Annotated in this window: 10 protein-coding genes; all 10 read left to right on the top strand. The window is 56.5% G+C overall.

Annotation, left to right across the window (positions count from 1 at the left end):
• Positions 1-1435, top strand: a 1435-nt coding sequence (locus tag QVO51_RS04560; RefSeq protein ID WP_288167857.1) for a DNA translocase FtsK, incomplete at its 5' end; no start/stop codon positions are given.
• Between the two features lie 10 nt (positions 1436-1445).
• Complete coding sequence (locus QVO51_RS04555; protein ID WP_022357412.1) at positions 1446-3341, top strand: YgiQ family radical SAM protein; 1896 nt, start codon at positions 1446-1448, stop codon at positions 3339-3341.
• Positions 3299-4219, top strand: a complete 921-nt coding sequence (locus QVO51_RS04550; protein ID WP_022357411.1) for a ComEC/Rec2 family competence protein — start codon at positions 3299-3301, stop codon at positions 4217-4219. Before QVO51_RS04555 ends, QVO51_RS04550 begins: the two co-directional genes overlap by 43 nt.
• A 1-nt stretch (position 4220) precedes the next feature.
• A complete protein-coding gene (locus tag QVO51_RS04545; RefSeq protein ID WP_022357410.1) occupies positions 4221-4433 on the top strand; it encodes a DUF3006 domain-containing protein in 213 nt (70 codons plus the stop codon).
• Entirely contained in the window at positions 4430-5659 is a 1230-nt protein-coding gene (locus tag QVO51_RS04540) for an NAD(P)/FAD-dependent oxidoreductase (RefSeq protein ID WP_022357409.1), read from the top strand. Before QVO51_RS04545 ends, QVO51_RS04540 begins: the two co-directional genes overlap by 4 nt.
• A gap of 18 nt (positions 5660-5677) precedes the next feature.
• Complete coding sequence (cmk, locus tag QVO51_RS04535) at positions 5678-6343, top strand: (d)CMP kinase (protein ID WP_022357408.1); 666 nt, start codon at positions 5678-5680, stop codon at positions 6341-6343.
• Positions 6343-6969, top strand: a complete 627-nt coding sequence (locus QVO51_RS04530; protein WP_015559129.1) for a lysophospholipid acyltransferase family protein — start codon at positions 6343-6345, stop codon at positions 6967-6969. Before cmk ends, QVO51_RS04530 begins: the two co-directional genes overlap by 1 nt.
• Before the next feature lie 9 nt (positions 6970-6978).
• Positions 6979-8964, top strand: a complete 1986-nt coding sequence (locus tag QVO51_RS04525) for a bifunctional 4-hydroxy-3-methylbut-2-enyl diphosphate reductase/30S ribosomal protein S1 (protein WP_015559128.1) — start codon at positions 6979-6981, stop codon at positions 8962-8964.
• A 144-nt stretch (positions 8965-9108) separates the two neighbouring features.
• Complete coding sequence (locus QVO51_RS04520) at positions 9109-10317, top strand: UTP--glucose-1-phosphate uridylyltransferase (protein ID WP_022357407.1); 1209 nt, start codon at positions 9109-9111, stop codon at positions 10315-10317.
• Positions 10318-10618: 301 nt separating this feature from the next.
• Positions 10619-12031: hypothetical protein (locus QVO51_RS04515; protein ID WP_288167855.1), on the top strand; the 1413-nt coding region annotated here is incomplete at its 3' end.

The raw sequence follows: 12031 nt of genomic DNA, 5'->3' as shown, positions 1-12031 counted from the left end.
CAGCAAGGCGGCGGATCCCAATGCGGCGCTGGAGCTGCGGCAGAATGCGGATATTCTGGTGGACACGCTCAACAGCTTCGGCGTGCAGGTGCGGATCACCGGCATCAACCGGGGCCCTACGGTCACCCGGTATGAGGTACAGCCCTCCGCCGGGGTGAAGATCGCCAAGATCACAAGCCTGGCGGATGACATTGCTCTGAATCTGGCGGCAGGGGGTGTGCGGATCGAAGCCCCCATTCCCGGAAAGCCGGCAGTGGGCATCGAGGTGGCAAACGCCCACAAGGATATGGTTGGCATCCGGGAGATCCTGGAGAGCCGGCAGTTTACCGAATCCAAAAGCAAGCTGTCCTTTGCAGTGGGCAAGGACATTGACGGCAACATCATTCTGGGAGATATTGCGAAAATGCCCCATATGATCATCGCCGGGGCAACCGGCTCCGGTAAGTCCGTCTGCACCAACGGCATTATTATGAGCATCCTGTACCACGCAAAGCCTACGGAGGTGAAGCTGGTGCTCATCGACCCGAAGATCGTGGAATTCAAGATCTACGACGGGATCCCACATCTGCTGATCCCGGTGGTGACGGATCCCCGGAAGGCGGCAGGCGCTTTGAACTGGGCGACCCAGGAGATGGATCGCCGGTATGCCCTGTGTGCCAGCTATAATGTGCGGGATCTGAAGGACTTCAACGCATTGGCGGCAAAGCGGGAGGATCTGGATCCGCTGCCCCAGATTGTGATCGTCATTGACGAGTTTGCGGATCTGATGATGACCTCCTCCAAGGAAGTGGAGGATGCGGTGTGCCGGATCGCCCAGAAAGCAAGAGCTGCCGGGATGCACCTGATCATCGCCACCCAGCGGCCCACGGCGGATGTCATTACAGGACTTATCAAATCCAACGTGCCCAGCCGGATCGCCCTGTCCGTCAAGAGTCAGATGGACTCCCGGAATATCCTGGACGTGGGCGGCGCAGAAAAGCTGTTGGGACACGGGGATATGCTGTACTTTCCCAACGGTCTGCCCAAGCCTGTCCGGGTGCAGGGCTGCTACTGCTCCACCGAGGAAATCGAGCGGGTGGTTGGCTACATCAAGGAAGAAGCCAAAGCGGAATACAGCCACGATATTATGGAGGCTGTGGAGCAAAGCATGCCTGCCGTGAAGGGGGAGCGCTTTGAGGACGACAGCAGCGACCGGGCAGAGGGGGACGATGAACTGATCGACCGTGCCATTGACGTGGTGGTGGAGCTGGGACAGGCATCCACCTCCTCCTTGCAGCGGAAGCTGAAGCTGGGCTATGCCCGGGCGGCACGGATCATGGATGAGCTGGAGGAAATGGGTGTCATCGGCCCCCATGAGGGGGCAAAGCCCCGGAAGGTGCTCATCAGTCCCCAGCAGGCGGCAGAGCGGCGGATGCGCCGACAGGAATCAAACTAGGAGGAGCAGTATGCCGGATACAGGAATGATGCCCATGACCCGGGAGGAGCTGAACGCCCGGGGGATCGATGTGCCGGATTTTGTGTATGTGATCGGGGACGCCTATGTGGATCACCCCAGCTTCGGAGCAGCCATCATCTCCCGGGTGCTGGAGGCGAAGGGTTTTTCCGTTGCCATCGTGTCCCAGCCGGACTGGCGCAGTGACCAGGATTTCACCCGGTTCGGCAGACCCAGGCTTGGATTCCTGGTGACCTCCGGCAACATCGACTCCATGGTGGCACACTACACTGCCGCCAAACGGAAGCGCTCGGAGGATGCCTATTCCCCAGGGGGCAAAGCCGGCAAGCGACCGGATCGGGCGGTACTGGTGTACTGTCAGAAGATCCGGCAGCTGTACGGGGATATACCCCTGATTATCGGGGGACTGGAGGCATCTCTGCGCCGGTTCGCTCACTATGACTACTGGGACGACCGGGTGCGCCCCTCCATTCTGGAGGAAAGCGGTGCGGATCTTTTGCTGTTCGGCATGGGGGAGCACTCCATTCTGGAGGTTGCCCGGGGTCTGCGGGACGGGATCCCGGTGGGGGAGTTGACGGAGATCCGGGGCAGCTGCTATATGACCGCTCCGGAGCATACCCCCTTTGGAGCGGCGGAATGCCCCAGCTATGCCCAGGTGTGTGAGAGCAAGAAGGCATACGCCAAGGCGTGCCGGATTCAGTACGATCAGCAGGATGAGGTGTATGGCAAGCGGGTGATCCAGCGGCATGGCAGCCGGATGCTGGTGCAGAATCCGCCGGCGCTTTCTCTGACCACGGAGGAGCTGGACTGGGTGTACAGCCTGCCCTATACCCGTACCTACCACCCCAGCTATGAAGCCCAGGGAGGAGTGCCGGGGATTGCAGAGGTACAGTTTTCCATCACCCATAACCGGGGCTGCTTCGGTTTCTGCAACTTCTGCTCCATTGCCCTGCATCAGGGCAGGCGGATCACTGTCCGCAGCGAGGAATCCGTGATCCGGGAGGCGGAGCGGATCGTGCGGATGCCCAATTTCAAGGGCTATATCCATGACGTGGGAGGCCCCACCGCCAACTTCCGGCATCCTTCCTGTGAAAAGCAGCTGACCGCCGGTCTGTGCAAGGGGAAAAAGTGCCTGGCGCCCACTCCCTGCAAGGGGCTGCATGCGGATCACCGGGAGTACCTGCATATGCTGCGGCGGCTCCGGAAGATCAAGGGGGTCAAGCGGGTGTTCATCCGCTCCGGCATCCGCTATGATTACCTGATGGCGGATCCGGACGACACCTTTCTGCGGGAGCTGATCCGGTATCATGTGAGCGGACAGCTGAAGGTGGCGCCGGAGCATTGTGCGGCGGCGGTGCTGGATAAAATGGGGAAACCCCATATTGAGGCGTATCTTGCCTTCCAGAAGAAATTCTACGAGATCACCAAGGGCATGGGCAAGGAGCAGTATCTGGTGCCCTACCTCATGTCCTCCCATCCGGGGAGCACCCTGCAGGCGGCGGTGGAGCTGGCGGTCTTTTTAAAGCAGCAGCATATCCACCCGGAGCAGGTGCAGGATTTCTATCCTACCCCGGGTACCTTATCCACCTGTATGTTCTACACGGAGATGGATCCCTATACCATGGAACCGGTGTATGTGCCCAAGACCCCGGAGGAGAAGGCTATGCAGCGGGCGCTGCTCCAGTATTTTCAGCCCAGGAACAAGGTGCTGGTGCTGGCGGCATTGAAAAAAGCAGGCAGGCGGGATCTTATCGGTACCGGGCCGGATTGCCTGGTGGCACCGGAGGAGCCTGCACGCAGAATCCCTGCCGCTGACAGGACTCGGAGCAGAAAGGACGGGCAGAAATGGCGAAAAGGGAAGGGTACCGACCGAAGAGGCAAGCGCTGAGTCCGGCGTTGTCCGTCGGGCTGACGGTGCTGCTAATCCTGGGTCTGCTGCTGTGCAATCTGATCCGGCAGCGCAGCGGAACCAGGACTGCCCCGGCGGAAGGCACCTTGTCCGTGCATTTTATCGATGTGGGGCAGGGGGACTGTACCTTGATCCGGTGCGGCGAAACGGAGATTCTCATTGACGCCGGAGAGCAGGAAGCCGGGGACACGGTGGTACAGTATTTGCAGGGGCAGAGGGTCCGATCCCTGGACTATGTGATCGCCACCCATCCCCACTCGGATCACATCGGGGGACTGCCCCGGGTGCTGAGGGAGATTCCGGCGGAGCATGTGCTGGTGTCGGACATTCCGGAGGCGGATCTGCCTGCCACTGCCAGCTATGAACGGTTTCTGGACGCAGTGGAACAGGCATCCCTGACCCTGGAGATCGTATCTCCCGGGGATCGGTTTACGCTGGATCAGGGGGCGGTGCTGGAAATCCTGGGGCCTCTGGGTACGGATTACAAAAGTCTGAACAATTATTCCGTGGTGGCACGGCTCACCTATGGGGACAACAGCTTTCTGTTTACCGGGGATATGGAGGAAAAGGCGGAAAAGGAGCTGCTGACAGCGCAGAGCCTTGCGCCGGTGGATGTTCTGAAGGTGGGGCATCACGGCAGCAGCACCTCCACCAAAAAGAAGTTCCTGGAGGCAGTAACCCCAGCCATGGCGGTGATCGAATGCGGGGACAATTCCTACAATCACCCCAATGCCAACACGGTGAAGCGGCTGGAAAACTATACGGATAAAATTTACCGGACGGATCTGCTGGGCACCATTGTTATGGTAGCCGACGGCAGGGATATTCAAGTGCACTGGGAAAGAGAGGCGGCTTAGCATGTGGATACTGGATCGGATAGAGGGCGGCATTGCCGTCATTGAAACGGAGGAGGGCAGGCTGGAGCTGTCCCGGCAGCAGCTGCCTCCGGATGTAAGGGAAGGGGACGTGCTGGTGCAGACCGGGTCTGGCATTTGTGTGGATGCAGCGGAAACCAGCCGCCGCCGGGAGAAGATCGCCGAAAGGTATCGGCGGCTGAGGAGCAAGCCATGAGTACATTGGATTGTCTGATTGCCGGAGGGGGCGCAGCAGGCTGCTATGCGGCGATCACTGCTGCCCGACGGGGACGGCGTGTGGGGATTGTGGAGCATAACCCCAAGGGGGAACTGGGAAAGAAGCTGCGGATCACCGGGAAGGGACGCTGCAACGTGACCAACAACTGTGACCGGGACACCCTGCTCGCCAATACTCCCCGGAACGGCAGGTTTTTATATAGTGCCTTTTCCGCATGCAGTCCGGCGGATGTGATGGAATTTTTTGAAGCCCTGGGGGTTCGGCTGAAAACCGAGCGGGGCAACCGGGTATTTCCGGTCAGCGACAGCGCCGGAGAGATTGTCTTCGCCCTGCGGCAGGAATGCCGTCGGCTGGGGGTGCAGGTGATTCCGGGGCAGGTGACGGATCTGCTCCTGGAGGACGGCTGCTGCCGGGGACTGCTGGTGGATGGAGCGGCATATGAAGCGGAATCCGTACTGCTTGCCACCGGGGGCATGTCCTATCCCGCCACCGGCTCCACCGGGGACGGGTATGGCATTGCCCGCCGGGCAGGGCATACCATCGTTCCGCCGGAGCCCTCCCTGGTTCCCCTGGTGATCCGGGAGAAGCAGTGCCGGGATATGATGGGGCTGTCCCTGCGGAATGTGACCCTCTCCCTGTATGACGGAAAAACATGCCTGTTCCAGGAGCTTGGGGAGATGCTGTTCACCCACTTTGGGGTATCCGGCCCTCTGGTGCTCAGTGCCAGCTGTCACATTCCCCAAATGGAGCCGGATCGGTACACATTGAGCATTGACTTAAAGCCGGGGCTGACCCCGGAGCAGCTGGATCTGCGGCTTCAGCGGGATTTTCAGCTGTTCCAGAACAGAACCCTGTTCAACGCCCTGTCAAAGCTGCTGCCGAAGGGCATGATCCCGGCTGCGATTCAGTTGTCCGGTATGGACGGGAACATCCGGGTGAATCAGATCACCAAGGCACAGCGGCTGGCGTTCGGCGCATTTCTCAAGGCATTTCCTCTGACGGTGCAGGGCTTCCGGCCCATCAGCGAAGCTATCATCACACGGGGGGGCGTATCCGTCAAGGAGGTCAGCCCCAAAACCATGGAATCCAAGCTGCTGCCGGGATTGTTTTTTGCCGGCGAGCTGCTGGACGTGGATGCCTACACAGGGGGATTTAATTTACAGATTGCCTTTGCCACCGGTTATGCAGCCGGATGCAGCATGTAAGGCAGGGAAGGAACGGATATGAGTATCAATATTGCAATCGATGGCCCGGCAGGCGCCGGAAAAAGCACCATCGCCCGGGCGGTGGCAGCAGCACTTGGCTTTATTTATGTGGACACCGGGGCATTGTACCGGACGGTGGCGCTGCATGCAAAGCGGAAAGGGGCGGAGACTCCGGAGCAGATCACCGCAGCCCTGCAAACGGCGGAGATCTCCCTGTGCTTTTCCGAAGGCACCCAGCATGTGATCCTGTGCGGAGAGGATGTGTCCGGACTGATCCGCACCCCGGAGATTTCCATGGCTGCATCGGTGGTTTCCGCCATTCCGGCAGTCCGGCAGTATCTGTTTGATTTACAGCTGGAGCTTGCCAAGCAGAACAACGTGATTATGGACGGGCGGGACATTGGTACGGTGGTGCTGCCTCATGCGGATCTGAAGATCTTCCTGACTGCCTCCCCGGAGGAGCGTGCCCGCCGCCGGTATCTGGAGCTGTCCGCAAAGCCGGATTGCCCCCCTATGGAGGAGATTTTGCAGGATATCATCAAGCGGGATGAGGCTGACCGGAACCGGGCAGTATCCCCCCTGCGGCAGGCGGAGGATGCGGTGCTGGTGGACACCACCCAGATGGATCAGCAGCAGGTGATCGACCATCTGCTGGATCTGTGCCGGGAAAGGCTGGGACTGTAATGCTGTACTGTTTCGGATACTGGGTGGTCAGATTCCTCTATTTCCTCTTTTATCACATCCAGGTGGAGGGCAGGGAGCACATTCCCACATCCGGGGGCTTTGTGCTGGCGTCCAACCACAGAAGCTATGCGGATCCGCCCCTGCTTGCCACCCGTTTGCGGGGACAGCGCTGTGTGTTCATGGCAAAGGAGGAGCTGTTCCGGAACAAATTTTTTGGTTGGCTGATCCGGAAGCTGGGGGCGTTCCCGGTGACCCGGGGTGCCGGTGACAACGGCGTGATCGAAACGGCGGAGCAATATGTGCGCAGCGGCAGAGTGCTGATGATCTTTCCGGAGGGCACCCGATCCAAGGACGGCAGAGTGGGCAGGGGCAAAACCGGCGTAGCGCTGATCGCTGCCCAGACCGGTGCGCCGGTGGTGCCGGTGGGCATCACCTTCACCGGAAAGCTGCATTTCCGCAGTCAGATCATCGTTCGGTTCGGCAAGCCCATTCAGGCGGCGGAGCTGGCACTGGGGGAGGATCCCAAGCCCAGAGAGCTGGCGGCTCTGAAGAACCGGATCATGACGGAGATCAAGGGACTGGTGGATGAGCCGCCCTTGCCCCCGGCAGAGCCGGTACAGGAATAAGGAGGACGTATGGTACAGATCACAGTTGCCAAAACCGCTGGCTTCTGCTTCGGGGTGGACCGGGCGGTGAAGCTGGTGTATGCGGAGTTGGAAAAGGGCGGACGGGTGGCAACCCTGGGGCCCATCATTCACAATGCGGACGTGGTAAACGACATGATCGCCAAGGGCGCCCGGATCGTCAGCTCCGTGGAGGAGCTGGAGCCGGGAGAGCGGGTGGTGATCCGCTCCCACGGGGTGGGCAGGAAGATCTACGAGCAGATCGCCGAAAAGGGGAATCCCCTGATCGATGCTACCTGTCCCTTTGTTGCCCGGATCCATAAAATTGTGGCGGAGCAGTCCGCAAAGGGATACTTTATTCTGATTGCCGGGGACGCATCCCACCCGGAGGTGCAGGGGATCGTTGGTCATTGTGACGAAAACTGTGCAGTTTTTAAGGACGAAACCGAGCTGAAGTGTTACATTGATAAAAATTCACCGAAATTCAAAAAAAAGCTTGCAATTGTCGCGCAAACAACGTATAATATATTATTATGGGGTGACTGTCTGAAACAATTACCAAAGGACGATCCCGATATACTGGTTTTCGATACGATCTGCAATGCCACCGCAAGCCGGCAGTCGGATGCGGCACGGCTTTCCGCCGATACTGACGTCATGGTAGTGGTAGGCGGACGGAACAGTTCCAACACGGTCAAGCTTTACGATGTCTGCCGCCGGAACTGCAAGGCGTACCATATTGAAAACGCAGGCGAGCTGTTTGCGCTCGATTTTTCCGGTGCCGAACGGATCGGCATCACGGCCGGAGCATCCACCCCGGCTTATATCATTAAGGAGGTACAAACAACCATGACTGACATTGCGAAAAATAATCTGGATGAGGACATTGATTTCGAAGCGGCTCTGGAGCAGTCCTTCAAAAAAATACATACAGGAGAGAGAGTTAAGGGCTACGTTGTTTCTGTAAACAACAACGAGGCGATCGTAGACGTGGGCACCAAGCACACCGGCTATGTTCCCCTGGATGAACTGACTGACGATCCCAGTAAGAAGCCGGCTGACCTGGTACAGCCCGGTGATGAGCTGGATCTGATCGTGACCAAGATCAATGACCCCGAGGGCTATGTTCTGCTGTCCAAGCGCCGTGTTGACGAGCTGGTAGGCTTTGAGAACATTGCAAAGGCAAAGGAAGAGGGCACCATCCTCAAGGGCATCGTACAGAACGCTGTGAAGGGCGGTCTGATTGTTTCCTGCGATGGCGTCCGGGTATTCGTTCCCGCATCCCAGTCCGGTCTGGGCAGAGATGCTGACCTGTCCGTTCTGAAGAACAAGCCGGTTGAGCTGAAGATCATTGAGGTCAATGAGCAGCGCCGCCGTGCAGTGGGCTCCATCAAGGCTGTTGCAAAGGCACAGAAGGATGCTGCAAGAGCAAAGTTCTGGGAGACCGCAGAGGTTGGCCAGGTATTCACTGGCGAAGTGAAGTCTCTGACAAGCTACGGTGCATTTGTTGACCTGGGCGGCATTGACGGCATGGTTCACATTTCTGAGCTGAGCTGGAAGCGCATCAAGCACCCCAGCGAGGTTGTCAAGGTAGGCGACATGCTGGAGGTTTACATCAAGGCTCTGGATCCGGAAGCAAACCGCATTTCCCTGGGCTACAAGAAGAAGGAAGACAATCCCTGGGAGCAGTTCCTGGCAAAGTATCACGTTGGCGACGTGGTAGATGCGACGGTTGTTTCCATCACCCAGTTCGGTGCATTTGCACAGATCATGGACGGGGTGGACGGTCTGATCCACATTTCCCAGATCGCAAACCAGCGTGTTGACAACGTAAAGGACATCCTTTCCGTTGGTCAGCAGGTTCAGGTCAAGATCGTAGAGATCGATCCGGAAAAGAAGCGTATCAGCATTTCCATGCGGGCACTGCTGGAGGACGCTGACGCAGCCAAGGCTGATGAAGCTGACGAGGTTGCATACTCTTCTGAGGACGCTGAATAATCCAAACAAGTAAATTGCAGAGCCGCCGGGCGAATGTCCGGCGGTTTTTTGTATAAATCGCTTGTTTTTTCTCTACATACCTGTTATAATATAGGCAATGCCGCACAGAGAGAGCGGTAATCAAAAACGAGGGGGCATACATGTATGGTAGATACACTCAGACGATACGGACAGGAACACATCCTTTCTTATTATGAGACACTGGACGGCACACAGAAGGAGAAGCTGAAGGAGCAGCTTTCCCGTATGGATTTGTCTGTTCTGGCAGGGCTGAAGCATCAGGCAAAAGAAGAACGAGGCACATTCATGCCGCTGGGCGCATTGACCATTGATGAGATCCGCAGTAAGGAAAAGTTCTATATGGTGCAGGGGCTGAACGCACTGCAGAACGGCAAGATCGGCGCCGTGCTGCTGGCAGGGGGCCAGGGCACCCGGCTGGGGCTGGATGGGCCAAAGGGTACGCTGAATGTAGGGGTGACCCGGAAGCTGTATCTGTTTGAATGTCTGGTACAGAATCTGTTGCAGGTGGTCAAGCGCTGCGGCTCCTGGGTGCCGCTGTATGTGATGACCAGTGAGAAGAACAATACGGATACTATTGCTTTCTTTGAAGCGCACAAGTATTTTGGCTATGATCCGGGACAGGTTCGCTTTTTTGTGCAGGAAATGGCACCCTGCACGGATTTTGACGGTAGGATGATGCTGGAAGCGCCCGGGGCAGTGTGCAGCTCCCCCAACGGTAACGGCGGCTGGTTTAGTTCCATGGTTCGGGCAGGGCTGCTCAAGGATCTGAAGGAACGGGGCGTGGAATGGCTGAATGTGTTTGCAGTGGATAACGTTCTGCAGCAGATTGCAGACCCATGCTTTATCGGTGCGACCATTGCATCCGGCTGTGAGGCGGGCGCTAAGGTGGTTGCCAAGGCGGATCCGGACGAACGGGTGGGCGTGCTGTGCCTGGAGGACGGCAAGCCTTCTATTGTAGAGTACTATGAAATGACGGAGGAAATGCGCACGCTCCGGGAACCCGGCGGCAGGCTGTCCTATAATTATGGTGTGATCCTCAACTATCTGTTCCGGGTGGATAAGCTGCAAAAGATCATGGATCAGCAGATGCCGGTGCACCTGGTCAAGAAAAAGATCCCTTATATGAATGAACAGGGGCAGTTGGTGGAGCCGGAAGCGCCCAATGGCTACAAGTTCGAGACGCTGGTGCTGGATATGGTGCATATGCAGAACAGTTGTTTGTCCTATGAGGTAAAGCGGAACAAGGAGTTTGCGCCTATTAAAAATGCCACTGGCGTAGATTCTCTGGAGAGCGCCCGGGAGCTGCTGAAGTTGAACGGAGTTACGCTCTGAGGGACTGTGTGAAAAGTATACAAATTTTAGCACTGTAGACCCCGTCTTTTTCGCCATGCAGAGAAAATGGTGAAATGCGGCGTTTTATCAGGCAAAAAATTATGATGTATTCTTAAAAAAAAACCGGAATTCATATTGACTTGACGGCATTTTTATGATAAAATCGTCTTATAAAGCGTTCCTGTATGCTGTGAGAATAGGTGGAGTATGTCAAACGGCGGCGGGAATGCGGGCACACTGTGCTGTGCAGGACATGCACGGAACAGTGGAATATATTGAATAATGGGAGAGAGGTAAACAAATGAAAAAGACATTCTTCAAGAGAAGTATGGCGTCCGTGCTCAGCACCTGCCTGGTTCTCACACAGGGTGTGTTTGCGGCTCCGGCAGTGACTACTCTGACAGCAAATGCTGCAGATACCAATGTCACCATCAAGAGCTTCACAAACATTGATCCTGATGTTGAGGATAATCCTGAGCAGAAGTCTGAATGGGGTCTGAACTTCAACACTCTGTTCAAGAATAATGCACCGGACATTGGTGGCACCGCAGAGGTTGATGCATCCGTTGCAAAGAACCTGCTGAACAGCTACACAGACTTCTTCAGAAATGGTGCGTACGATGAGCTGGCAACTGCCATTGCAGGCAACATCCAGACCGGCGTACTCACAAGAATCACAACAGATACCTATGAGGTAAACTTCGAGCTGGCTGAAAGCGGTGCACTGATTGCTGATGAGGCAAACGCACGGCTGGCAAAGCAGGTTGAAAAGACTCTGGGCGCAGACGCAGTATCCTATATGACTCCTCTGGACTTCAGCGGTTTCAGTGTAAAGGGTTCTGTTACCGTGAACCTGGATCTGTCCGGTCTGAGCAATGACAACAAGATCAGTGCTACATATCTGTTCACTGATGAAAACGGCACAAGCTACACCCTGTTCGGCGATGGCACTGGTGAGGATCTGTACGATTACATCGACAGCAAGTATGATGAAGCTGCTGCAATCGTAAAGAACGCAATTACTGCCCAGACTCCGGCTGAACTGAAGGAAGTTCTGGAGACCAAGCTGGCAAACGGCAAGAAGACCATTGACGGCTACAAGCAGGAAGTAACCAACAAGTACAACTGGATCAAGGGCATGAGCACCACCAGAAACGGTTCTGATGTAAACGATGCTCTGGACGGTCTGTACGCTCTGTACGGCGACAGCAAGTATTATCCGCAGGCACTCAAGAGCCTGGATATTCTGGCTGCAAGCAGCACATGGGCAGCTCGTTATGCAAACGCAGCAAGCAATGCAAACACCTTCCTGGCAAAGTACGGCGCTGTATATAGCATCGGCTACGGTGATCTGATGAGCTACTTTGGTACTCTGACCAACGTAAACGTTGTAATCGGCGGCGGAAACGCTACCATGAAGGCTGATATGCCTGAGGATCAGATGGACGAGCTGATCGCTTACTACGATGCACAGGGTCTGGAAGTTGTAAGCTCTGTAAAGCATGTAGAGCTGAAGCTGGATTTGGTATCCGGTGCAGCAGCAGGCGGTGCGCTGAACATCACAAGAGAGATTGTTACCAAGGCAAAGACTACGGAAACAACCACTGAGACCACTACCACCTCTGTAACAGAGGTTAGCACAGTAACAACCGAAACTTCTACTGAGCCGGTTGTATCCTCCACAACTGAGGAAGGCAGCCAGACCACAGTGGCA

The sequence above is a fragment of the Ruminococcus sp. CAG:379 genome, assembly GCF_000434255.1.
Classification (GTDB): Bacteria; Bacillota; Clostridia; order Oscillospirales; family Ruminococcaceae; genus Ruminococcus_F; species Ruminococcus_F champanellensis.
This window is presented reverse-complemented; position numbering and strand designations above follow the sequence as displayed.

Excerpts from the sequence above, each read along its gene's own strand:
- QVO51_RS04550 (WP_022357411.1), top strand. The coding sequence starts at position 3,299 with ATGGCGAAAAGGGAAGGGTACCGACCGAAGAGGCAAGCGCTGAGTCCG.
- QVO51_RS04545 (WP_022357410.1), top strand. The coding sequence starts at position 4,221 with ATGTGGATACTGGATCGGATAGAGGGCGGCATTGCCGTCATTGAAACG.
- QVO51_RS04540 (WP_022357409.1), top strand. The coding sequence starts at position 4,430 with ATGAGTACATTGGATTGTCTGATTGCCGGAGGGGGCGCAGCAGGCTGC.
- QVO51_RS04555 (WP_022357412.1), top strand. The coding sequence starts at position 1,446 with ATGCCGGATACAGGAATGATGCCCATGACCCGGGAGGAGCTGAACGCC.
- QVO51_RS04520 (WP_022357407.1), top strand. The coding sequence starts at position 9,109 with ATGGTAGATACACTCAGACGATACGGACAGGAACACATCCTTTCTTAT.
- cmk (WP_022357408.1), top strand. The coding sequence starts at position 5,678 with ATGAGTATCAATATTGCAATCGATGGCCCGGCAGGCGCCGGAAAAAGC.
- QVO51_RS04525 (WP_015559128.1), top strand. The coding sequence starts at position 6,979 with ATGGTACAGATCACAGTTGCCAAAACCGCTGGCTTCTGCTTCGGGGTG.
- QVO51_RS04530 (WP_015559129.1), top strand. The coding sequence starts at position 6,343 with ATGCTGTACTGTTTCGGATACTGGGTGGTCAGATTCCTCTATTTCCTC.